The sequence below is a fragment of the Nonomuraea sp. NPDC005692 genome (genome assembly GCF_040631115.1).
In the GTDB taxonomy this organism is placed as follows: domain Bacteria; phylum Actinomycetota; class Actinomycetes; order Streptosporangiales; family Streptosporangiaceae; genus Nonomuraea.
Genome location: NZ_JBEXYU010000017.1, coordinates 47,983 through 69,299, shown reverse-complemented (window position 1 = coordinate 69,299; position 21,317 = coordinate 47,983). Strand labels below are relative to the sequence as shown.

Here is a 21,317-nt window from a genome sequence, read left to right as displayed (position 1 = left end):
GCATCACAGGCGCGGGCGACGCAAGTGAGATCACCCCCGATCCTGCTTTCGGGTGGTTTCGCCCTTGGGTCTCCGCTGTTACCGCTGTGCTACAAGGCCCGGCCTTCAGGGTTGAGGGGATCCGGCGACGGGAACCGTTCCGCATGACGATCGCGGCGTTTCGGGGAGTTGCGGGTGACGGTCCGGCCTATTCGCGTGTTCGACGATCCGGTGCTCCGCGTGGTGGCGGAGCCGGTGCACGACTTCGACCGGGAGCTGCGGCGCCTGGTGAAGTCGCTGACGCTCACCCTGCGGGCGGGCACGGGCCGGGCCGGCCTGGCGGCCCCGCAGATCGGCGAGCCGGTGCGGGTGCTCGTCTACTCCTACGACGGTCGTTCCGGTCATCTGGTCAACCCGCGGCTGGAGCTGTCGGAGCGGCGGATCACCGCCGACGAGGCGTGCCTGTCGGCGCCGGGCCTCTGGCGTCCGCTGGAACGCTCCTACATGGTCACGGCGCGCGGCCGCGACATGTTCGGCAAGCCGGTGACGCTACGGGCGCTGGGCGTGCTGGCGAGGGTGCTGCAACACGAGGCCGATCATCTCGACGGGGTGCTGTTCAGCGACCACCTCGAAGCTGAGGAGCGGGAACGCTTTCTTGCCGAGGCACTGCCGGCGAGCTGAGCTCACGCCGCTGTTCGGGGTCGGTGCCGCCCCACACGCCGTGCGCCTGCCGGGTGTCCAGCGCGTACTGCAGGCAGGGCCGGCGCACGGGGCACCGGCCGCAGATCGTCTTGGCCTTCTCGACCTGCGAGCGGCCGGGGCCTTCGAGCGAGATCGGGAAGAACAGTTCGGGGTCCAGTTCCAGGCAGGCTGCCCTGCGTGACCAGTTGAGCATCATCATGCTCATCGCGCCTACCCATGCCTTTCGGCGTCATACCTGTCAGATCCCGGCTCAGTTCCCAGCTCACATCCCGGCTCGGATCCCGGCTCGGATCCCGGCTCAGATCTCGGCCAGCAGCCGGTCCCAGTCCCGCAGGAACCTGGGCAGGCCGTAGCGGGCCAGCGCGGCGGCCCGCGCGGCCTTGCCCGCCTGGGCGGCCCGCTCGGGGTCGGTGACGAAGGCGTGCAGGGCGTCGGCCAGCACGTCCACCCTGGTGGAGATCACCCCGGCCTCCTGCGGCACCGCCTCGACGGCCTCGGTCGTGGCCAGCGCCACGACGGGCAGGCCGAGGGTCATGGCCTCGATGAGGGCCAGGCCCAGCGACGTCCAGCGGTAGGGGTGCAGGTAGGCGCGTCTGCGGGCCAGGGCGGCGTGCATGACGTGCTGCGGCAGGTCTTCGTAGGTGCCGTACGGCAGGCCGTCCACCTTCATGCCGAACACGTCCAGCGGTACGCGCTCGGCGAAGCGCGGCAGCAGGTCGGTGCCGGCGACCCTGGTACGGCGTACCGGCTCGTTGACCACGACGCCGGCCCTGGCCAGCTCGCCGGTGTACAGGTGGCCGGGGTCGGGGACGCCGTGCTCGATCACGCGGGTGGGCGCCCGGCCGTTGTCCCAGAACAGCTCGTTGAAGTGGGTCACATGGACGATCGTGATGTCACTCTGGCCGGACAGCGGATGCCTCGTGCGCGGGACGTCGCCGGCCGGGGTGTTGTGCTCGACGTACACGCCGGGCACCGCGCGGCCGAGCCATTCGCGGGCCAGGTCGATCTCGTGCGGCCGCTGGTAAACGACCACGTCGATCGGCTCGTCGCGGAGCCGGTCGTAGGGCACCTCGCGGACGTTGTCCGGCCAGTCGTAGGTGGCGGCGCGCCCCCGGCCGTCGGGACCCCGTCCGGGGACGAGCGGCAGCACGTAGTCGTGGCCCCCGCTGACGAAGGCGCTGGTCCACGAGCCGTGGACGTGCCAGATGAGGATCCTCACCAGCGGCTCCAGCCCATGGCCCGGGCCCAGGGCGCGGACGAGGCCGCCGCCACGGGCACCTCGGGCGCGCTGAGCACCCGGTCGACGACGTCGGTGAGATCCTCGGCGACCTCGGCCGCCTGCTCGATCTCCTCCTCCAGCGTCTGCCTGGTCGGCACGAGGATGCCCCGGGCCCCCGCGGCCCTGGCCGCCTCCATGTCCCGGCCGATGTCACCGACCACCACGCAGTCGCGCGGGCTGACGTCGAGGACGGCGGCCGCCCTGATCACCAGCCCCGGCGCCGGTTTGCGGCAGGTGCAGCCGTCGGCGTCGTCGTGCACGCAGATGGCCCAGGCGTCGAACGGCCCGAGCAGTTCCTCCACCCTGGCGTTCACCTGGTCCATCTCGTCCGGCGAGAGCAGGCCCTTGGCCACGCCGGACTGGTTGGTGACCACCGCGACGGGCACGTCGGCCCGGCGGAGCCTGCCGAGCGCCTCGACCGCTCCCGGCATGGGCTCGACGAGGCGAGGGTCGCCGTTGTACGGCACGTCTTTGATCAAGGTTCCGTCCCGGTCGAAGAGGACGGCCCCGGGACGTCGCTTTTCGAACACCTTTCACCTCCGTCGCGTGATCCGGCAGCTACCCGGGCCGCCACCCGGCAAACAACTACTCAGAGTGACCAACCCCAGGCGATTACGCCCGTTTTCGCATCTCCCGAGGTAGTCCCAGGTTTGAGAGCCGCTTCTCTCGGTAGCGGTTCTTGACATCTGCGGGGGAGGAAACGATGAAGTTTCTCGGCATCAACGCGATCTTCCACGACCCGGCCGCGGCCCTGGTCGTCGACGGGAAGATCGTGGCCGCGGCGGAGGAGGAGCGCTTCAGCCGCCGCAAGCACGGCAAACGGCCGCTGGCGTTCTCCGCCTGGGAGCTGCCCGAGCAGGCCGCCGCCTGGTGCCTGCAGGAGGCGGGCCTGTCCCCCGAGGACCTGGACGCCGTGGCCTACTCCTACGACCCGGCGCTGGTCGTCCAGCGGCCGGAGGGCGACTGGGAGGACCTGCGCACCCGGTACGCCGTCAGGGCCCCCGCCTTCCTGGCGACCGCGCTGCCGGGCCTGGACGCCGGGCAGGTCTCGTACGTGCCGCACCACGTGGCGCACGCCGCCTCGGCCGGCCTGGCCTCCCCCTGGCGCGACTGCGCGGTGCTGGTGTGCGACGGGCGCGGCGAGAACGTCTCGCACCTGGCCGGCCGCTACCGCGACGGCGAGCTGGAGGTGCTGGCCGCCCAGGAGCTGCCGCACTCGCTCGGCCTGATGTACGAGGACGTCACCCAGCACCTGGGCTTCCTGCGCTCCAGCGACGAGTACAAGGTCATGGCCATGGCCTCCTACGGCCGGCCGCGCCACCTGGAGTCGCTGCGCGAGATCATCTACACGACCGGCGACGGGGGCTTCCGCGTCGAGCCGGTCGACTGGAACGTCTACGTCAAGGCGCTGGCCATGGGCGAGCCCTGGACCTCCGACCACGCCGACCTGGCCGCCAGCGTGCAGGCCCGGCTGGAGGAGGTGCTGCTGGAGCTGGCCCGCTGGCTGCACGAGCGCACCGGCGAACGGCGGCTCGCGCTGGCCGGCGGAGTGGCGCTGAACTGCGTGGCCAACACCCGGCTGCTGGACGAGGGGCCGTTCGACGAGGTGTGGGCCCAGCCGGCCGCCGGCGACTCCGGCACGGCGCTGGGCGGCGCGCTGCACCTGGCGCAGACCTACGGCGAGCCGGCCGGTCCCATGCCGGGCGCGGCGCTCGGGCGCGGGTTCACCGACGAGGAGCTGGGCGCCTGGCTGGACGTGGCGCGGGTGCCGTACACGCGGCCGGCCGACCTGGGCGCGGCGGTGGCCGCCGAGCTGGCCGCCGACCGGATCGTGGCCTGGTTCCAGGGCCGGTCCGAGTACGGGCCGCGGGCGCTCGGACGCCGCTCGCTGCTGGCCCATCCGGGGCACCCGGGCAACACCGAGCGGCTCAACGACGTCAAGGGCCGGGAGCAGTTCCGGCCGATCGCGCCCATGGTCCTGGAGTCCAGGGCGCCGGAGATCTTCGGGCGGGGGCCGGTGCCCTCGCCGTACATGCTGTTCGTGCACGACGTGCGCGAGCCCTGGCGGGACCGCATCCCGGCGGTGGTGCACGTGGACGGCACCGCGCGCATCCAGACGATCTCGCCGGCCGACGACCCGCTGATGGCGCGGGTGCTGACCGAGTTCGAGGCGCGCACTGGGCTGCCGGTGGTGGTCAACACCAGCCTGAACACCGCGGGCCGGCCGATGGTCGACGACCCGCGGGACGCGCTGGAGTGCTTCGGCTCCTCGCCGGTGGACGTGCTGGCGCTGGGGCCGTACCTGGTGCGGCGCGGGGAGGTGTTCGCCTCGTGATCACCGTCGTGATCCCCACCATCGGCCGCGCCACGCTGCGGGAGACGCTGGCGGCGGTGGGCCGGACGGTGCCGGTGATCGTGGTGGACGACCGCCGGGCGGCCGCCGCCGCGCTGGAGCTGCCCGACCATGTGCGGGTCGTGCGCTCGGGCGGCCGGGGCCCGGCCGCCGCGCGCAACGCCGGCTGGCGGGCCGCCGGGACGCCCTGGGTGGTGTTCCTCGACGACGACGTGATCCCCGCGCCCGGGTGGGCCGAGGCGGTCTGGAAGGACCTGGTGGACCTGCCCGACGACGTGGGCGGCAGCCAGGGCCGGATCGAGGTGCCGCGGCCGGCCGGCCGGCGGCCCACCGACGCCGAGCGGCACACGCTGGGGCTGTCGGACGCGCTGTGGGTGACGGCCGACATGGCCTACCGGCGTTCGGTGCTGGAGCAGACGGGCGGGTTCGACGAACGTTTCCCCCGGGCCTACCGGGAGGACGCCGACATCGCCCTGCGGGTGGCACGGGCGGGCCACCGGCTGGTCGCGGGCGAGCGGGTGACCACGCACCCGGTGCGCGAGGACGGGTTCTGGGCGAGCGTGCGCTTCCAGCGCGGCAACGCCGACGACGCGCTGATGCGGCACCTGCACGGGCCGCGCTGGCGTCAGGCCATCGGCGGCTCGGGCGGCCGGCTGCGCCGCCACGCCGTCACCTCGGCCGCCGCGTTCACGGCCGCCGCCCTCGGCCTGGCCGCCACCGTGGCCCGCCCGTCCGGGAGAGGGCGCCCGGACCGGTGGCCCGAGAGGCGGCCCGGCAGGCGGCCCGGCAGGCGGCTCGACCAGCGGCCCGGCAGGCGGGGCGCGGCCGGCGGGTGGCGGGCGTTGCCGGTGCTGGCCGCGGTCGCCGGAGCCCTGTGGGCCGCGATGACCGCCGAGTTCGCCTGGCGGCGCATCGCCCCAGGGCCGCGTACCCCGCGCGAGGTGTGGCGCATGGCCGTCACCAGCGTGGTGATCCCGCCGGTCGCCTGCGTGCACCGGCTTCGGGGGGAATGGAGGTGGCGGCGATGAGACGTCGCGATCCGGCGGCTCGGTGCGGCCGCAGCCGTGCGAACGCCACGCAGCGCCGCGGCAAGGCCGGACGGGCCGCCCACAAGCCCGCGGCCACGGAGGCCGCGCCCGCGGAGACCACGGCGGAGACCACGGCGGCGGCCGGCACGCTGGAGGCAGCGGTGTGCCAGGCGGCGGCAGAGCACGGCGGCGGCCGGGGACGCGTCCTGGTGGCGCGGCTCGACGACGCCGGAGACGTCCTGCTGGCCGGGCCCGCCACCCGGGCCGTGCGCACGCTCGCCGACGAGCTGGTCTTCCTGGCCGGCCCCAACGGCCGGGCCGCCGCCGAGCTGCTGCCCGGCGTGGACCGGGTGATCGAGTGGCGGGCGCCGTGGATCGACCACTCCCCCGCCGCCGTGTCCAACGCCCAGGTCGCCGACCTGATCGCCCGGGTCCAGGGCGTGGACGAGGCGCTGCTCCTGACCTCCTTCCACCAGTCGGCGCTGCCGCTGGCCCTGCTGCTGCGGATGGCCGGCGTGCGGCGCGTCTGCGCGATCAGCAACGACTACCCCGGCTCGCTCCTGGACGTCCGGCACGTCGTGGACGAGACGCTCGACGTGCCCGAGGCCGAGCGCATGCTGGCCGTCGCGCGGGCGGCCGGGTTCGATCTGCCACCCGGCGACGACGGCAAACTGGCTGTTCGGCGGCCCTTGCCGGATATCGGCCGGGAAAGCGGGCATTTCCTAGGCGTCGGCGGCGCTGCCGATGAACGCTCGTACGTCGTGGTGCATCCAGGGACGTCAGCCCCCGCCAGAACGTGGCCGGCCGAGAGGCATCGGCAGGCCGTCAGGGAGCTGGTGGACGACGGGCACCAGGTCGTCGTGACCGGCAAGGAACGTGACCTCACCGCCTACGTGGCCTGCGACGCGGCAGTCGACCTCGGAGGCAGGACCACGCTCGCCGAACTGGCCGCCGTGATCGAAGGCGCCAGTGTGCTGGTGGCCGGCAACACCGGTCCCGCGCACCTGGCCGCGGCGGTCGGCACACCGGTCGTGAGCCTGTTCGCCCCTGTCGTCCCCGCCGCTCGATGGGCCCCGTACGGCGTGCCCACGGTGCTGCTCGGCGACCAGCAGGCGCCCTGCTCGGGAAGCAGGGCGCGCACCTGTCCGGTGGCCGGGCACCCGTGCCTGTCCCTGGTGACAAGTGAGCAGGTGGTCAAGGCAGTGAGGGAGCTGACGCAGTGAAGGTCGATCTCATCTCCGAACACGCCGATCCGCTGGCGGCCATCGGTGGCGTGGACGCGGGCGGGCAGAACGTCTACGTCGCGCACCTGGCCGTCGCACTGGCCGAGCGCGGGCACACGGTCGTCGTCCACACCAGACGCTCGGCGCGGTCGCAGCCCGACGCGGTGACCATGGCGCCCGGCGTCACGGTCGAGTACGTCACGGCGGGCCCGGCCGCGGTCGTGCCGAAGGACGAGCTGCCGCCGTACATGCCGGAGTTCACCGAACGCCTGGCCGACCGCTGGGCGTCGGACCCGCCGGACGTGGCCCACGCGCACTTCTGGATGAGCGGCCAGGCGGCCCTGCGGGCCGCCGGGGGCGTGCCGGTGGTGCAGACCTTCCACGCGCTCGGGACCGTGAAGCGGCGCTGGCAGGGCGAGGCCGACACCAGCCCGGCGCACCGGATCGACACCGAGCGCGAGATCGGCAAGCGGGCCGACGCGGTGCTGGCCACCTGCAGCGACGAGGTGAGCGAGCTGTGCGCGATGGGCGTGCCCGAGCGGCGCGTCACGGTCGTGCCCTGCGGGGTGGACCTGACGGCGTTCCGCCCGCAGGGGCCGGTCGCGCCGCGCGCGGGCGCCAAGGTGGTGCTCAGCATCGGCCGGATGGTGCCGCGCAAGGGCGTGGACACCCTGATCGCCGCGCTGCGCCAGATCCCGGACGCCGACCTGGTGATCGCCGGCGGCGGCCCGGACGACGAGGAGGAGACCGAGCGGCTGCGCGACCTGGCCCTCGCCTATGGGCTCCAGAACCGGGTGCACCTGATCGGCAGCGTCCCGCGCACGCACGTGCCGGCGCTGATGCGCTCGGCCGACGTCGTGGTCACCGTGCCCTGGTACGAGCCGTTCGGGATGGTCCCGATCGAGGCGATGGCCTGCGGCGTGCCCGTCGTGGCCTCGGCGGTCGGCGGCCACCTGGACACGGTCGCCGGCTGCGGCGTGCTGGTCCCCCCGCGACGCCCGCGGGCGCTGGCCAGGGCGCTGCGCGACGTGCTCGCCGACCCGGGCAGGCGGGCGGCGCTGGGCGCCGCGGGAGCGCGGCGGGCCCGCGAGCGGTACGGCTGGTCCCGCATCGCCGAGCAGACCGAGGCGGTGTACACGCAGGTCATCGACGGCAGGCTCTGCCGCCTGGCCGCTCTGGGGGGTTGATCATGGACAGACATCTGGAAAAGCTCTGGACCACGCTGGAGAAGGTCGACGACCACGCGGTCACCATCCGTGCCTGGGGCGGGAAGCTGGCCGGCGTGCTGTCGGCCGGCGGCCGGCTGCTGGCCTGCGGCAACGGCGGGTCGGCGGCCGAGGCCCAGCACCTGACGGCCGAGCTGGTGGGCCGCTTCAGGGCCGACCGGCCGCCGTACGCGGCGATCCCGCTGCACGGCGACAGCTCCTCGATGACCGCGATCGCCAACGACTTCGGCCACGAGGAGGTCTACGCCCGCCAGGTGCGGGCGCACGGCCGTCCCGGTGACGTGCTGATGTGCCTGTCGACCAGCGGTGGCAGCCCGAACGTGCTGGCCGCGGCCAGGGCGGCGCAGGAGGTCGGCGTCGTCGCCTGGGCGCTGACCGGGCCCGCGCCGAACCCGCTGGCCGACCTGTGCGACGAGGCGGTGGCCGTGCCCGCGCAGGAGACGGCCACCGTCCAGGAGGTGCACCTCGCCATGATCCACCTGCTCTGCGACGCCATCGAGGAGGCCGTCTGATGGGCCCCCTCGTCGTCATCGGCGACACACTGCTCGACGTGGACGTCGAGGGCGACAGCGAGCGGCTGTGCCCGGACGCGCCGGTCCCGGTGGTCGACATCGCGGCCGAGCACGCCCGCCCCGGCGGCGCCGGGCTGGCCGCGCTGCTGGCCGCGCGGGACGGCGCGGAGGTGGTGCTGATCACCGCGATCGGCGACGACCCCGACGGTCACCGCCTGTGCGCGCTGCTGTCGGAGGAGGTCGAGCTGGTACGCCTGCCGCTGAACGGCGGGACCGTGCGCAAGACCAGGGTCAGGTCGAGGGGCCAGACCATGCTCAGGCTCGACAGCGGCGACGGCCTCGCCCGGTCCGACCCGCCCGGCGAGATCCCCGAGGAGATCACGGCCGTGCTGGCCCGCGCCGGCGCCGTGCTGGTCTCCGACTACGGCAGGGGCGTGGCCGGCATGGCCCGGGAGCTGCTGCGCGAGGCCCGCGTACCGGTCGTGTGGGACCCGCATCCCCGGGGCGGGCCGCCCATGCCGGGCTGCACGCTGCTGACGCCGAGCGAGGCTGAGGCCAGGATGTTGTGCCCGGACGGCTACCGCGGCCCCGACCATGCGGCCCGCCGCCTGGTGCGGGAGCTGCGCGCGGGAGCCGTGGCGGTCACCACCGGCGGCACCGGCGCCACGCTGGCCGTCCAGGGCGGCCCGCTGACGCGGGTGCCGCCCCCGGTGACGGCGGCCGGGCAGGACGCGTGCGGCGCGGGCGACCGGCTCGCCGGCGCCGCGGCGCTCGCGCTGCGCGACGGCGCGGACGTCGAGGAGGCGGTCACCATCGGCGTCGGCGAGGCCTCGCGCTTCGTCGAGCGCGGCGGGGCCGCCACCGTCAGGACCCAGGAACAGCGGCTCGGCGACCGGCCGCGCACCGCGCTGGAGGTGGCCAGGCTCACCCGCGCGCAGGGCGGCCGGCTGATCGCCACCGGCGGCTGTTTCGACCTGTTGCACGCGGGGCACGTGAGCCTCCTGCGGCGGGCCAGGGCGCTGGGCGACGCTCTCGTCGTCTGCGTCAACTCCGACGACTCGGTGCGCAGGCTGAAGGGCCCGTCCAGGCCCGTCGTCGACGCGCGTGACCGGGTCGAGGTGCTGCGGGCGCTGAGCTGCGTGGACGCGGTCCTGGTGTTCGAGGAGGACACCCCGGCCGAGTCCATCGAGCTGCTGCGGCCCGACGTGTGGGTGAAGGGCGGGGACTACGAGGGGGAAGTCCTGCCCGAGTCAGAGGTCCTGGAGCGGCTCGGCGCCGAGTTCGTCGCGCTCAGCACGCTGCCGGGACGTTCGACCAGCAATCTGATCAGGGAGATCCAGTGAATATTTTGATCACCGGGGGCGCCTCCGGTCTCGGCCTGGCCACCGCCGAGGCGGTCGAGAAGGAGGGCTGGCGGGCGCTCGTCGTCGACGTGCGCGAGCCGGACCAGCGCTTCGACCACGTCACGGCCGACCTGGCCGACCGCGGGCAGGCCGAGCGGGCCGTACGCGAGCTCGCCGAGCGGGCCGGCGGCCTGGACGGTGTGGTGACCGCGGCCGGCATCGACGCCTGCGGACGCCTGGAGGACGTGCCCGCCGACGACTGGGAGCGGGTGATCCAGGTCAACCTGCTCGGCACGGCCGCCGTCGTCCGGGCGGCGCTGCCGTACCTGAAGCGGACCCGCGGCAAGGTGGTGACCTGCGCCTCGACGCTCGGGTTGCGCCCGCTGAGCGACGCCTCGGCGTACTCGGCCTCCAAGTTCGGCGTCGTCGGCTTCACCAGGGGGCTGGCGGTCGAGCTGCGCGGCGAGGTGGGGGTGACCCTGCTGATCCCGGGCGGCATGCGGACGGGCTTCTTCGACGGGCGTCCCGAGCAGTACAAGCCGGGCCCGGAGGCGGGGCTGAACGACCCGGCCCACGTCGCCCAGACCGTCGTGTTCGCGCTCCGGCAGCCGGCCGGGTGCGAGGTCAGAGAGCTGGTCGTCTGCCCCTCCACGGAGACGTCATGGCCCTAGAACTGCTGGCGCTGCGCGGGCTCGGCCTGGGCGACCTGCTCACGGCCGTCCCCGCGCTGCGGGCGCTGCGGCAGTCCTTTCCCGGGCACCGGATCACGCTGGCCGCGCCGAGGTCCCTGGAGGCCCTGCTGCCGCTGATCGGCGCGGTGGACGCCCAGGTGGACGTGTCGGGGCCGGGCCCGGTGCCGTTCCAGCGGCCCGACATCGCGGTCAACCTGCACGGCAAGGGGCCGCAGAGCATCGAGGCGCTGCGCGCCACCGACCCGGGCCGGCTGATCAGCTTCGGCGTCGGCCCGCCGTGGCAGGACGGCGTGCACGAGGTGCGGCGCTGGTGCGGCCTGCTGGAGTGGCACGGCATCCCCGCCGACCCGGAGGACCTGACGCTCGGCATCTCCGACCGGACGGGTCCGGTGATCGTGCATCCGGGGGCCGCCTACCCGGCGCGGCGCTGGCCGCCCGAGCGGTTCGGCAAGGTCGCGGCGGCGCTGGACGACGTGGTCGTCACCGGCAACGCCGACGAGGTGCCGATCGCCAGGAAGGTCGCCGAGCTGGCCGGGCTGCCGCCGGAGCGCATGCTGGCCGGCCGTACCGGTCTGGCCGACCTGATCGACCTGGTCAGCCGGGCCCGGCTGGTGGTCTGCGGCGACACGGGGGTCGCGCACCTGGCGACGGCGTTCTGTGTGCCGTCGGTGGTGCTGTTCGGCCCGGTGCCGCCGTCGGAGTGGGGGCCGCCGCCCGGATGGCGGCACGTGGCCCTGTGGGCCGGCCGCAAGGGCGACCCGCACGGCCTGCGCCCCGACCCCGGCCTGCTCAGGATCGAGGTGTCGGAAGTGGTCGACGCAGCTCTGGAGGTCACGTCATGAGGGCTCTGGTCACCGGCGGAGCCGGCTTCCTCGGTTCCTACCTGTGCGAACGCCTGCTGGACGAGGGCGCCGAGGTCATCTGCATGGACAGTTTCCTGACCGGCGGCCCGCGCAACGTCGAGCACCTGCTGGACAACCCGGCCTTCCGGCTCATCGAGAGCGACCTGACCGGGTACGTGCACGTCCCGGGCCGGGTGGACCTGGTGCTGCACTTCGCCTCGGCCGCCTCGCCGGCCGACTACCTGCGCTACCCGATCGAGACGTTGCGGGTGGGCAGCGTGGGCACCCTGCACGCGCTCGGGCTGGCCAGGGAGAAGGGCGCCCGGTTCGTCCTGGCGTCCACCAGCGAGGTGTACGGCGACCCGCTGGAGCACCCGCAGAAGGAGACGTACTGGGGGAACGTCAACCCGGTCGGCCCGCGCAGCGTGTACGACGAGGCCAAACGCTTCGCCGAGTCGCTGACCACCGCCTACCGGCACTCGCGCGGCACCGACACCGGGATCGTGCGCATCTTCAACACCTACGGCCCGCGGATGCGGCCGTTCGACGGCCGGGCGATCCCGACGTTCATCCGGCAGTCGCTGAAGGGCGAGCCGCTGACCATCACCGGCGACGGCTCCCAGACCAGGTCGATCTGCTACGTGGACGACACCGTCTCGGGCATCCTGGCCATGGCCCGCAGCGACTTCACCGGCCCGGTCAACATCGGCAACCCGGACGAGCTGACCATGCTGGACCTGGCCACCCTCATCCGCGACCTGACCGGTTCGGCCTCGGAGATCGAGTTCATCGACCGGCCCGCCGACGATCCGAAGGTGCGCCGGCCCGACACCACCCTGGCCGCCGAACGGCTGGGCTGGCGGGCGGAGGTGCCCGCCAAGGAGGGCCTGCGGCGCACGATCGAGTGGTTCACCGCGGAGCTCGCCGCGAACGACAGGTTCGAGGAGCTGCGTGTGTGACGGAGAACGCCGAGCGATCGGCGACTCCACGGGAGGTCGTGGGCCGGGTGCGAGAACCCGGCCCACGACCATGTCACCCGGACGCCACGCCCCCGCCTGTGCCTGGGGCCGGGCGGCCGGTCAGAGGGCGATGCCGAGCAGGGCGTCGGTCAGGTCCTTGACCAGGCCGGGCTCCTGCGGGCCGCCCTCGGCCAGCGCCCGCTCGGCCCAGGCGTCGATCGCGGCCAGCGCGCCCGGCGAGTCGAGGTCGTCGGCCATCCGCCCGCGGACCGTGGCCAGCAGCTCCTCCGCGTGCGGCGCGCCCCCCAGGGCGACGGCCGAGCGCCACAGCGCGAGCCGGCGCTCGGCGGCGGCGAGCTGGTCGGGCGTGTACTCCCAGTCCTCCCGGTAGTGGTGGGCCAGCAGGACGAGCCGCACGGCCATCGGGTCGTGCTGCTGCCGCAGCCGGCTGACGAACACCAGGTTGCCCTTGGACTTCGACATCTTCTCGCCGTCGAGCGCCACCATGCCCGCGTGCGTGTAGAACTTGGCGAACGGCCACTCCCCCGTCGCCGCGTGCCCCTCGGAGGCGCCGCACTCGTGGTGCGGGAAGATCAGGTCGGAGCCGCCGCCCGCCACGTCGTAGCCGGGGCCCAGGTTGCGCAGCGCGATCGCGGTGCACTCGATGTGCCAGCCGGGACGCCCCCGGCCCAGGCTCGTCTCCCAGGCCGGCTCGCCGGGCCGCTCGGCCCGCCACAGCAGCCAGTCGAGCGGGTGCCGCTTGCCCGGCCGGTCGGGGTCGCCGCCGCGCTCGGCGGACAGGGCCAGCATCTCGGCCTCGTCGTAGCCGGACACCTGGCCGAACTTGGGGGCGTCGGCCACCTTGAAGTAGACGTCGCCGTCGAGGTCGTAGGTGCAGCCCTTGGCGGCGAGCTCGGTGATCAGGTCGGCGACGTGGCCCACGACCTCGGTGACGCCGACGTACTCGCGCGGCGGCAGGATGCGCAGGGCCTCCATGTCGGTGCGGAACAGCTCGATCTCGCGCTCGGCCAGTTCCTGCCAGTCGATGCCGGTCTGGGCGGCCCGTTCCAGCAACGGGTCGTCCACGTCGGTGGCGTTCTGGGTGTAGTGGACCTCGTGCCCGGCGTCCCGCCACATCCGGCCCACCAGGTCGAAGGCGTGGTAGGTGTTGGCGTGGCCGAGGTGGGTGGCGTCGTAGGGGGTGATGCCGCAGACGTACATCCGGGCGGTCGGGCCGGGATCGGTCTGCCGCACCTGCCTCGTCGTCGTGTCGTAGAGACGCAGCGGAATGCTCTCACCTGGGAGCTTGGGGATGTTCTGGGCAGACCACGATCTCATGCCTTTGAGCCTATCCGTGCCGTAAGGTCCGTGAACTCGTAGCCGGTGTCGTCCTGCCCCAGGGTGACCCGCATCACCGACAGCGAGGCGTAGACGCGGCCGTCGGGCAGGGTGTTGCGCACCAGGAGGGCGTCCGGCCGGTCGGAGTGCGCGCCGGTGATCAGCTCCGCCCAGTCGGGCGCGCTCGCGAAGCGCGGCAGGTGGGCCCGTACGCGGTCGGCGTCGGGGTCGAGGCCGGTGTTGACGACCATGCTGGTGCCGTCGGGCAGGGCGGAGGCGGTGAGGCGGTCGCCGTCCCAGCTGAACAGCCGCACGCCGGACAGGTCGGCGAGCACGAGGTGGAAGGGGTCGTAGCGGGTCAGGTCGACGTCCGGGACGCCGCCCGTGGAGACCGCGATCAGGGCCAGGTCGCCGCGGGAGACCCTGGTGGTCTCGGGGGCCTGCCTGCCGTGGCCGTTGAGGAGGGCGGCGGCGCGGCAGGCGGACGGGGAGACGGCCATCCAGGTGCCGCCGCCCTTGAGGTCACGGCCGCCGATCACCCCGGGATGCTCGGGCCAGTGCTCCCCCGGCGCTTCCCAGGGGCGGTCGGCGAGCTCGTCCCGCACGCCCATGAGGGTCAGCGGCTCACCGGTTCTCACGATCAGCGTGCACATGCGGCAAAGGGTATAAAACCCCCGCCACTCCTCAGATGGGGGGCCAGGGAACGGCCGGCCACCCTTCCGACGGGTACGGATGCACGCCGGTGTCCAGCAGCCGCCTGACCCGCCGCCAGGTGGCCTCCACCTCGGCCAGCGTGAGCAGCTCGCGCAGCCGCCGCCCCAGCGAGCCCGACTCCAGGTCGCGCTCCAGCTTGGCCAGCACCGCCACCGCCTCGCGCGCCAGCGGCTTGCCCCGCCACTGCCACAGCACCGTACGCAGTTTGTCCTCGACCGAGAAGCAGACGCCGTGGTCGACGCCGTAGACGTGCCCGGTGGGCAGCGGCAGCAGGTGACCACCCTTGCGGTCGGCGTTGTTGACCACCGCGTCGAACACCGCCATCCGGCGCACCACCGGGTTGCGGCTCTTGACCAGCCGCATCAGGTCGATCTCGCGCTCGGTGTCGATCCACAGCTGGCACATGCCGGGCCCGAACGGGCCCTCGCGGTAGACGGTCGGCGGCACGATGCGCCAGCCGGTCGCCTGGGAGACCTCGTAGGCGGCCACCTCACGGGCGGCGAGGGTGCCGTCGGGGAAGTCCCACAGGGGGCGCTCGCCGCGTACGGGCTTGTAGACGCAGGCGGCGCTGCGGCCGCCCAGCTTGATCGAGCAGTAGAGGGTCATGTTGGTGGCCTCGACCAGGCGGCCGGCCACCTCCAGGCGCCCGTCGCGCAGCAGCGTGAGCGCCTCCTCCTCCTGCATGATCGGCCCTTGTGGCGGCTTGACGGCCGGTTCGCTCTCAGGAGCGGTCATGAAGCCGCCTCACCCCCGCGGTAGCCGTTGAGTCGGACGCAGACATGGCCTTCGGCGTCGAGCGGCTGCCCGCACAGGGGACAGGGAGGCCGGCCCGCCGCCACGATCTGGAGCGCCCTGCGGGTGAAGGCACGCGCGGCGCCGGCGCTGATCCGCACCCGCAGCACGGCCGGGTCGGGGCCGTCGAGGTCCTCCTCGTCGATGACCTCCTGCGCCTCTATCACCACCTGGGACTTGTCGTCGTCCCAGGCCAGCGCCATGGTGCCGACCCGGAAGTCCTCCGCGACCGGCACGTCGAGGGGGGCGTCGTCGGCCAGGTCGGCCGGAGCCAGCGCGGGCACGTGCGCGGTGCCCCCGCTGAGCCGCAGAACCTCGTCGAGCAGCTCGTCGAGCCTGCCCGCGAGCGCAGCCACCTGCAGCTTCTCCAGCGCCACGGTGGTCAGTCTGCCCTCGGCCCTGGCCTGCAGAAAAAAGACCCGCGCGCCCGGCTGCCCCAGGGCGCCGGCGACGAACCTCTCCGGTGGGTCGTAGTCGAAGACCGGCATAGCCTGACCTTACGTGGTCCCGGGTCCACCGCCGACGGCGGCATCGCTCCCGGTGATGTTTTCTCCCCCGTCTTTCTCCTCCGAATCCTCGGGCAACCGCAATTCCCCCATATCGTTAATCCTGAGAACAAAGGGACGCAAGGGGGCATAGCGAATCACGGTGAGGGCCGCAGGATCGGCTGTTATCCGCTGAAAATGATCGAGGTGCAGCCCCAGAGCGTCCGCCACGATCGCCTTGATGACGTCTCCGTGGGTGCACGCCAGGTAGACACCCTTCAACCCGAGGCGTCGATTCCACTCCCGGACCGCGGCGACCGCCCGATGTTGCATATCGGCCAGCGACTCCCCTTCCGGAAATGTCACCGCACTTGGATGCGCCTGCACGGTCTGCCAGAGCGGCTCCTGCGCGAGCTCCTTGAGCGGGCGGCCCGTCCAGGTGCCGTAGCCGCACTCGATCAGCCGCTCGTCGACGAGGACGTCCGCCCCGCGGCCCTTCGCGACGGCCTCGGCGGTCTCGCGGCAGCGTTCGAGCGGGCTGGAGACGACGGCGTCGAGCCGGACCCCGGCGATGCGGCCGGCCAGCGCCTCGGCCTGCGCCCGTCCGGCCTCGCTCAGGTGCACCCCCGGGGTGCGCCCGGCCAGCACCGGCCCGGTGAGGTCGGTCAGCCCGTGGCGGGCCAGCAGAAGGGTGGTCACATGAGCAAGTGTCGCAGGCGCGGATCACCATGTTTCACGCACCTGCGAGAAAACTTCGCATCCACCCGCCGCCACGCTCCTCACCAGGCAGGACATTGGAGCGCCGGACTGGCGGGCGGGCCCGTTCTTGGTAACCTGGCGGGATCATGGAGCAGCGCTATGTCGGCCGCAGCGGCCTGTCGGTGTCCCGGCTGGGGCTCGGCACGATGACCTGGGGCCGTGACACCGACCCGGAGGAGGCCGCCGCCCAGCTCCGTTCGTTCGTCGACGCGGGCGGCACCCTCGTCGACACCGCCGACGTCTACACCGGCGGCGACTCCGAGCGGCTGCTCGGCCGCATGCTGCGCGACTCCGTGCCGCGCTCGGAGCTGGTGATCTCCACCAAGGCCGTGGTCACCCCGACCGGCCGCCGGCCGCGCGACGCCTCCAGGCGCCACCTGATCGCCGCCGTCGACGAGTCGCTCAACCGGCTCGGCCTCGACTACGTCGACCTGTGGCAGCTCCACACCTACGACGCCGAGGTGCCGCTGGAGGAGACCCTGGCCGCCCTCGACGCGATCGTCTCCTCCGGCCGGGCCGTCTACGCCGGCGTGTGCGACTACGCGGGCTGGCAGCTGGCCGCCGCCGCGGTCACCCAGAAGTCGGTCCCCGGCCGCATCCCGATCACCTCGGCCCAGGTCGAGTACTCGTTGCTGGCCCGCGAGCCCGAGCGCGAGCTGCTGCCCGCCGCCGCCCACCTCGACGTCGGCGTGCTGGCCTGGTCGCCGCTCGGCCGGGGCGTGCTGACCGGCAAGTACCGCACCGGCATCCCGGCCGACTCCCGCGCCGCGACGCCGCACTTCGCCGACTTCGTCCGTCCCTATCTGGACGAACGCGGCCGCAGCGTGGTCGAGTCGGTCACCACCGCCGCCGACGGGCTCGGCGTCTCGCCGCTGGCGGTGGCGCTGTCATGGGTGCGCGACCAGCCGGGGGTGGCCTCGGCGATCGTCGGCGCCCGTACCCACACCCAGCTCAAGGGCATCCTGTCGGCCGAGGACGTCGTGCTCCCGATCGAGATCCGGGAGGCGCTCGATGACGTGTCCTCGCTCGACTGACGACGAACGAGAATCCATCTCGCGTATCACTAGTCGATACCGAATCGCAACTTTACCGGGAAAAAGCCTGCGTCTGACGGGCCTTGTCCATAAGGATTTCCTCCTGAAGCGACACAGGAGGGGACGGATGGGGAGCAGGACCGCGATCTCGGCCGGGGTGCTCGCGGTGGCGCTGGGGGCGATCCCGGCGGGGGCGCCGGCCGCTTCCGCCGCTGCCGTGCAGGGCTGCCCGGGTGAGGGGGGCCTGCTCTCGGGCGTGACCGACACGCTGTGCGACGTCGTCGGCGCGCTCACGGGCACGGTCGACGACGTGACCGGCGGCAAGGCCGACCCGGTGACCAAGGGCGTCGAGAAGACCACCGACGAGGTGCTCGGCACCGTCGGCGACGCCGTGCCGACCGGCAGGCCCGCCAAACCGTCCCGATCGGACCGCCCCTCCCCCAGCCCCAGCCACACCGACCTGGTGCCCGAGACGCTGAAGGACGTGTGCCTGCCGGTGCTGGCCTGCGGCGACCAGGGCGTGCTCCAGTCGCTGACGCCCCACCCCACCGCGACGGCCTCGCCCGGGACCGAGACCGGACCCGACACCGGGACCGACACCGAGGCCGGGCGCCGCCGGACCGACCGGCCGCGCGGGCGCGAGACCGACGAGGCGACCGCGCCGCTGCCGACGCAGCCGCCCACCCCGCCGCAGCACAGGCCGTACACGCTGGACGACGAGCGGCCGGTCACCGCCGAGGAGCCGACCGCCGATCCCGACGACTCGCGGGTGGAGCTGCTGTGGCCCAACCCGTTCGGGCGGGAGCTGGCCGTGCCGCTGCGCGACCAGCGGGTGGTGCGGCCCAGCCCGCCGGCTCGCGACGTGCTGGGCACGGTGCTGACGATCGTCCTGCTCGGGTCGGCGGTGCTGGCCACCCGGATCGTGCAGCAGCGGCGGCACCGGGCCGAGCCGAGCGAGTCGATCCCGTTCGAGCCGGCCCCGGCGGGCAGCGGCAGGCACCGCCTGGCGTGAGGGGCGCTCAGCCGCCGATCGCGTGCGCGCCGCCGTCGACGTGCACGATCTCGCCGGTGGTGGCGGGGAACCAGTCGGACATGAGCGCCACGCACGCCTTGGCGGCCGGGACGGTGTCGGTGAGGTCCCAGCCCAGCGGCGAGCGCTCGGGCCAGCTCTCCTCGAACTCCTTGAAGCCCGGGATCGACTTGGCGGCCATCGTGCGCAGCGGCCCGGCCGAGACCAGGTTGACCCGGATGTTGTGCTTGCCCAGGTCGCGGGCGAGGTAGCGGCTGCACGACTCGAGGCCCGCCTTGGCCACGCCCATCCAGTCGTAGACCGGCCAGGCCTTGGACGCGTCGAAGTCGAGGCCGACGACCGCGCCGCCCTCCTTCATCAGCGGCAGGCAGGCCACGGCCAGCGACTTGAAGGAGTACGTGGAGACCTGCAGAGCGGTGGCGACGTCCTCCCACGGCGTGTTGAGGAAGTTGCCGCCGAGGGCGCTCTGCGGCGCGAACCCGATGGAGTGCACGACGCCGTCGAGCCCGTCGACGTGCTCGCCCACGCGGGCGGCCAGCGTGTCGAGCTGGTCGGTGTCCTGGACGTCGAGCTCCAGCACCGGCGGGGTCTGGGGCAGCCGCTTGGCGATGCGCTCGACCAGGCTCAGCCGGCCGAACCCGGTGAGCACCACCGTGGCGCCCTCCTCCTGGGCCAGCTTGGCCACCGAGAAGGCGATGGAGGCGTCGGTGAGCACGCCGGTCACGAGGATCCGCTTGCCTTCGAGAATTCCCACGTCAGTGCCCCATTCCGAGTCCGCCGTCGACCGGGATCACGGCCCCGGTGATGTAGGAGGCGTCGTCGCCGGCCAGGAAGCGGACGACGCGCGCGATCTCCGCGGGGGCGGCCTGCCGCCCGAGCGGGATGTTCTTGACGATGGCCTCCTGGTCGAGGCCGGCCGTCATGTCGGTGGCCACGAAGCCGGGCGCGACCACGTTGACGGTGATGTTGCGCGAGCCGTACTCGCGGGCCAGTGAGCGGGCGAAGCCGACCAGGCCGGCCTTGGAGGCGGCGTAGTTGGCCTGGCCCGCCTGGCCGGACAGGCCGACCACGGAGGAGATGAGGATGATGCGGCCGCGCTTGATCTTCATCATCGGCCTGATGGCGCGCTTGGCCACGCGGTAGGCCCCGGTCAGGTTGGCGTCGATGACGTCGGTGAAGGTCTCCTCCTTCATCATCGCCAGCAGGGTGTCCTTGGTGATGCCCGCGTTGGAGACGAGGACCTCGACCGGCCCCTGCTCGGCCTCGACCTTGTCGAAGGCGGCCTCGACCTCGGCCGTGCTGGTGACGTCGCAGCGGACGCCGAACAGGCCCTCCGGCGGCTCCCCCGATCGGTAGGTGACCGCGACGGCGTCGCCGGCCGCGGCGAGTTCACGGGCGATCGCGAGGCCTATGCCGCGATTGCCTCCGGTGACGAGTACAGAGCGTGCCATGGCATCTGACGCTATCTCTTACTGGCGAGAATCCGCTTGTCCGGGTGGTACAAGATCACAGGGTTAGGATCGTGGACATGCGCCAGATCGATCCCGATTTCCTGGAACTGCCGCTGCGGCAGCTCGCGGACGCGGCCCTGCAACGCGCCCGCGACCTCGGCGCCGAGCACGCCGACTTCCGGCTCGAACGCGTCAGGGCCGAGACGCTGCGCCTGTACGACGCCCGCCTTGAAGGCGCGCTCGACGCCGACGACCTCGGCTACGCCGTCCGTGTCGTCAAGGGCGGCACATGGGGGTTCGCGGCCGGCATCCACCTGACCCCGCAGGCCGCCGCGGCCGTGGCCGAGCAGGCGGTGCGGGTGGCCGAGGTGAGCGCGCCGGTCAACCGGGAGCCCATCGAGCTGGCGCCCGAGCCGGTGCACTCCGACGTGGTGTGGGTCTCCGACTACGACGTCGACCCGTTCGACGTGCCCTCCGCCGACAAGGTGGGGCTGCTGGCCGAGTGGTCGGCGGGGCTGCTCAAGGGCGCCGACCACGTCTCGGCGCGGCTGCTGCAGGTCAAGGAGCAGAAGTTCTACGCCGACACCGCCGGCACCGTGACCACGCAGCAGCGCGTGCGGGTGCACCCGTCGCTCAACGCGATGAAGGCGCACGAGGGCGGCTTCGACGACATGTCCACGATCGCGCCGCCGGTCGGCCGCGGCTACGAGTACCTGACCGGCACGGGCTGGGACTGGCCGGCCGAGCTGGGCCGGCTGCCCGAGTTGCTGGCCGAGAAGCTGGCCGCGCCCTCGGTCGAGGCGGGCGACTACGACCTGGTGATCGACCCGTCCAACCTGTGGCTGACGATCCACGAGTCGATCGGCCACGCCACCGAGCTCGACCGCGCCCTGGGCTACGAGGCCGCCTACGCCGGCACCAGCTTCGCCACCTTCGACCAGCTCGGCGAGCTGGTCTACGGCTCGCCACTGATGAACGTCACCGGCGACCGCACGGTCACCCACGGCCTGGCCACGGTCGGCTACGACGACGAGGGCGTGCGGGGGCAGAGCTTCGACATCGTCAAGGACGGCGTGCTGGTGGGCTACCAGCTCGACCGGCGGATGGCGCTGATGAAGGGGTTCGGGCGCTCCAACGGGTGCGCGTTCGCCGACTCCCCCGGCCACATGCCGATCCAGCGCATGGCGAACGTGTCGCTGGCCGCCGCGCCCGACGGGCCCTCCACCGAGGAGCTGATCGCGGGCGTGGAGCGTGGCCTGTACATCGTGGGCGACAAGAGCTGGTCGATCGACATGCAGCGGTACAACTTCCAGTTCACCGGGCAGCGGGCGTACCGGATCTCGCACGGGAAACTGGCCGGGCAGGTCAGAGACTTCGCCTACCAGGCCACCACGACCGATTTCTGGCAGTCGATGGACGGCGTCGGCGGGCCGGGCACGTACGTGCTGGGCGGCGCCTTCAACTGCGGCAAGGGCCAGCCGGGGCAGGTCGCGCCGGTCAGCCACGGATGCCCGTCGGCGCTGTTCAGGGGCGTGCGCGTGCTCAACACGGTGCAGGAGGGCGGCAAGTGACTACT

23 protein-coding genes are annotated in these 21,317 nt (G+C 73.2%); 13 read left to right on the top strand and 10 right to left on the bottom strand.

Annotation, left to right across the window (positions count from 1 at the left end; genetic code table 11):
- Positions 1-195 precede the first annotated feature (195 nt).
- A complete protein-coding gene (locus ABZ459_RS30100) occupies positions 196-660 on the top strand; it encodes a peptide deformylase (RefSeq protein WP_357977258.1) in 465 nt (154 codons plus the stop codon).
- On the opposite strand, the gene ABZ459_RS30095 is transcribed toward ABZ459_RS30100, so the two are convergent.
- From ABZ459_RS30095 to ABZ459_RS30085, 3 genes are all read right to left on the bottom strand, one after another.
- Positions 596-880, bottom strand: coding sequence for a WhiB family transcriptional regulator (locus ABZ459_RS30095; protein WP_357977583.1), 285 nt, complete (start codon positions 878-880; stop codon positions 596-598). The two genes, ABZ459_RS30100 and ABZ459_RS30095, sit on opposite strands and share 65 nt — an antisense overlap.
- A 99-nt stretch (positions 881-979) precedes the next feature.
- Complete coding sequence (locus tag ABZ459_RS30090) at positions 980-1,900, bottom strand: glycosyltransferase (protein WP_357977255.1); 921 nt, start codon at positions 1,898-1,900, stop codon at positions 980-982.
- Positions 1,897-2,490 carry an HAD-IIIA family hydrolase gene (locus tag ABZ459_RS30085; protein ID WP_357977253.1) on the bottom strand — a complete coding sequence of 198 codons (594 nt, stop codon included), beginning with the start codon at positions 2,488-2,490 and terminating at the stop codon, positions 1,897-1,899. Before ABZ459_RS30085 ends, ABZ459_RS30090 begins: the two co-directional genes overlap by 4 nt.
- Positions 2,491-2,663: 173 nt before the next feature.
- On the opposite strand from ABZ459_RS30085, the gene ABZ459_RS30080 reads away from it, so the two are divergent.
- The 9 genes from ABZ459_RS30080 to ABZ459_RS30040 are packed head-to-tail and all read left to right on the top strand — an operon-like array spanning position 2,664 to position 12,138.
- Entirely contained in the window at positions 2,664-4,295 is a 1,632-nt protein-coding gene (locus ABZ459_RS30080) for a carbamoyltransferase C-terminal domain-containing protein (protein WP_357977250.1), read from the top strand.
- Complete coding sequence (locus ABZ459_RS30075; protein ID WP_357977247.1) at positions 4,292-5,341, top strand: glycosyltransferase; 1,050 nt, start codon at positions 4,292-4,294, stop codon at positions 5,339-5,341. Before ABZ459_RS30080 ends, ABZ459_RS30075 begins: the two co-directional genes overlap by 4 nt.
- The gene (locus ABZ459_RS30070) at positions 5,338-6,564 is read left to right on the top strand and encodes a glycosyltransferase family 9 protein (protein WP_357977244.1); all 1,227 of its coding nucleotides are present in this window, start codon (positions 5,338-5,340) and stop codon (positions 6,562-6,564) included. Before ABZ459_RS30075 ends, ABZ459_RS30070 begins: the two co-directional genes overlap by 4 nt.
- Entirely contained in the window at positions 6,561-7,751 is a 1,191-nt protein-coding gene (locus ABZ459_RS30065) for a glycosyltransferase (RefSeq protein WP_357977241.1), read from the top strand. The genes ABZ459_RS30070 and ABZ459_RS30065 overlap by 4 nt, the downstream gene beginning before the upstream one ends.
- Before the next feature lie 2 nt (positions 7,752-7,753).
- Positions 7,754-8,302 (top strand): SIS domain-containing protein, encoded by a 549-nt coding sequence (locus ABZ459_RS30060; protein ID WP_357977238.1) that lies wholly within the window; start codon positions 7,754-7,756, stop codon positions 8,300-8,302.
- Positions 8,302-9,645 carry a PfkB family carbohydrate kinase gene (locus ABZ459_RS30055; protein WP_357977235.1) on the top strand — a complete coding sequence of 448 codons (1,344 nt, stop codon included), beginning with the start codon at positions 8,302-8,304 and terminating at the stop codon, positions 9,643-9,645. The genes ABZ459_RS30060 and ABZ459_RS30055 overlap by 1 nt, the downstream gene beginning before the upstream one ends.
- The gene (locus ABZ459_RS30050) at positions 9,642-10,316 is read left to right on the top strand and encodes an SDR family oxidoreductase (RefSeq protein ID WP_357977232.1); all 675 of its coding nucleotides are present in this window, start codon (positions 9,642-9,644) and stop codon (positions 10,314-10,316) included. The genes ABZ459_RS30055 and ABZ459_RS30050 overlap by 4 nt, the downstream gene beginning before the upstream one ends.
- Positions 10,307-11,179 (top strand): glycosyltransferase family 9 protein, encoded by an 873-nt coding sequence (locus tag ABZ459_RS30045; RefSeq protein WP_357977229.1) that lies wholly within the window; start codon positions 10,307-10,309, stop codon positions 11,177-11,179. The genes ABZ459_RS30050 and ABZ459_RS30045 overlap by 10 nt, the downstream gene beginning before the upstream one ends.
- The gene (locus ABZ459_RS30040) at positions 11,176-12,138 is read left to right on the top strand and encodes a UDP-glucuronic acid decarboxylase family protein (RefSeq protein WP_357977226.1); all 963 of its coding nucleotides are present in this window, start codon (positions 11,176-11,178) and stop codon (positions 12,136-12,138) included. Before ABZ459_RS30045 ends, ABZ459_RS30040 begins: the two co-directional genes overlap by 4 nt.
- Before the next feature lie 120 nt (positions 12,139-12,258).
- Here ABZ459_RS30040 and mshC read toward each other — a convergent pair whose 3' ends face one another.
- The 5 genes from mshC to ABZ459_RS30015 are packed head-to-tail and all read right to left on the bottom strand — an operon-like array spanning position 12,259 to position 16,166.
- On the bottom strand, positions 12,259-13,476 hold the full coding sequence (gene mshC / locus ABZ459_RS30035; protein WP_357977223.1) for a cysteine--1-D-myo-inosityl 2-amino-2-deoxy-alpha-D-glucopyranoside ligase: 1,218 nt from the start codon (positions 13,474-13,476) through the stop codon (positions 12,259-12,261).
- The gene (locus ABZ459_RS30030) at positions 13,473-14,129 is read right to left on the bottom strand and encodes an NRDE family protein (protein ID WP_357977220.1); all 657 of its coding nucleotides are present in this window, start codon (positions 14,127-14,129) and stop codon (positions 13,473-13,475) included. Before ABZ459_RS30030 ends, mshC begins: the two co-directional genes overlap by 4 nt.
- A 31-nt stretch (positions 14,130-14,160) precedes the next feature.
- Entirely contained in the window at positions 14,161-14,925 is a 765-nt protein-coding gene (locus ABZ459_RS30025; RefSeq protein ID WP_352327876.1) for an SCO1664 family protein, read from the bottom strand.
- Complete coding sequence (locus tag ABZ459_RS30020) at positions 14,922-15,470, bottom strand: DUF3090 domain-containing protein (RefSeq protein ID WP_352363409.1); 549 nt, start codon at positions 15,468-15,470, stop codon at positions 14,922-14,924. The genes ABZ459_RS30025 and ABZ459_RS30020 overlap by 4 nt, the downstream gene beginning before the upstream one ends.
- A gap of 9 nt (positions 15,471-15,479) precedes the next feature.
- Entirely contained in the window at positions 15,480-16,166 is a 687-nt protein-coding gene (locus tag ABZ459_RS30015) for a histidine phosphatase family protein (RefSeq protein ID WP_352327878.1), read from the bottom strand.
- Between the two features lie 146 nt (positions 16,167-16,312).
- On the opposite strand from ABZ459_RS30015, the gene ABZ459_RS30010 reads away from it, so the two are divergent.
- Together ABZ459_RS30010 and ABZ459_RS30005 are read left to right on the top strand one after the other, a co-directional pair.
- Positions 16,313-17,260, top strand: a complete 948-nt coding sequence (locus ABZ459_RS30010; protein WP_352363413.1) for an aldo/keto reductase — start codon at positions 16,313-16,315, stop codon at positions 17,258-17,260.
- Between the two features lie 127 nt (positions 17,261-17,387).
- Complete coding sequence (locus tag ABZ459_RS30005; protein ID WP_357977215.1) at positions 17,388-18,272, top strand: hypothetical protein; 885 nt, start codon at positions 17,388-17,390, stop codon at positions 18,270-18,272.
- Positions 18,273-18,279: 7 nt separating this feature from the next.
- Here the strand turns inward: ABZ459_RS30005 and fabI are convergent, their stop codons facing one another.
- Entirely contained in the window at positions 18,280-19,044 is a 765-nt protein-coding gene (gene fabI / locus ABZ459_RS30000; RefSeq protein ID WP_352327881.1) for an enoyl-ACP reductase FabI, read from the bottom strand.
- A 1-nt stretch (position 19,045) separates the two neighbouring features.
- On the bottom strand, positions 19,046-19,741 hold the full coding sequence (locus tag ABZ459_RS29995; RefSeq protein ID WP_352363417.1) for a beta-ketoacyl-ACP reductase: 696 nt from the start codon (positions 19,739-19,741) through the stop codon (positions 19,046-19,048).
- A 77-nt stretch (positions 19,742-19,818) separates the two neighbouring features.
- On the opposite strand from ABZ459_RS29995, the gene ABZ459_RS29990 reads away from it, so the two are divergent.
- Positions 19,819-21,312, top strand: a complete 1,494-nt coding sequence (locus ABZ459_RS29990; RefSeq protein ID WP_357977211.1) for a TldD/PmbA family protein — start codon at positions 19,819-19,821, stop codon at positions 21,310-21,312.
- The last annotated feature ends 5 nt before the right edge of the window (positions 21,313-21,317 follow it).

Coding starts and splice junctions, on each gene's coding strand:
- ABZ459_RS30095 (WP_357977583.1), bottom strand. CDS start 880: ATGATGATGCTCAACTGGTCACGCAGGGCAGCCTGCCTGGAACTGGAC.
- ABZ459_RS30080 (WP_357977250.1), top strand. CDS start 2,664: ATGAAGTTTCTCGGCATCAACGCGATCTTCCACGACCCGGCCGCGGCC.
- ABZ459_RS30070 (WP_357977244.1), top strand. CDS start 5,338: ATGAGACGTCGCGATCCGGCGGCTCGGTGCGGCCGCAGCCGTGCGAAC.
- ABZ459_RS30060 (WP_357977238.1), top strand. CDS start 7,754: ATGGACAGACATCTGGAAAAGCTCTGGACCACGCTGGAGAAGGTCGAC.
- ABZ459_RS30055 (WP_357977235.1), top strand. CDS start 8,302: ATGGGCCCCCTCGTCGTCATCGGCGACACACTGCTCGACGTGGACGTC.
- ABZ459_RS30045 (WP_357977229.1), top strand. CDS start 10,307: ATGGCCCTAGAACTGCTGGCGCTGCGCGGGCTCGGCCTGGGCGACCTG.
- ABZ459_RS30040 (WP_357977226.1), top strand. CDS start 11,176: ATGAGGGCTCTGGTCACCGGCGGAGCCGGCTTCCTCGGTTCCTACCTG.
- mshC (WP_357977223.1), bottom strand. CDS start 13,476: ATGAGATCGTGGTCTGCCCAGAACATCCCCAAGCTCCCAGGTGAGAGC.
- ABZ459_RS30030 (WP_357977220.1), bottom strand. CDS start 14,129: ATGTGCACGCTGATCGTGAGAACCGGTGAGCCGCTGACCCTCATGGGC.
- ABZ459_RS30025 (WP_352327876.1), bottom strand. CDS start 14,925: ATGACCGCTCCTGAGAGCGAACCGGCCGTCAAGCCGCCACAAGGGCCG.
- ABZ459_RS30020 (WP_352363409.1), bottom strand. CDS start 15,470: ATGCCGGTCTTCGACTACGACCCACCGGAGAGGTTCGTCGCCGGCGCC.
- ABZ459_RS30010 (WP_352363413.1), top strand. CDS start 16,313: ATGGAGCAGCGCTATGTCGGCCGCAGCGGCCTGTCGGTGTCCCGGCTG.
- ABZ459_RS30005 (WP_357977215.1), top strand. CDS start 17,388: ATGGGGAGCAGGACCGCGATCTCGGCCGGGGTGCTCGCGGTGGCGCTG.
- ABZ459_RS29995 (WP_352363417.1), bottom strand. CDS start 19,741: ATGGCACGCTCTGTACTCGTCACCGGAGGCAATCGCGGCATAGGCCTC.
- ABZ459_RS29990 (WP_357977211.1), top strand. CDS start 19,819: ATGCGCCAGATCGATCCCGATTTCCTGGAACTGCCGCTGCGGCAGCTC.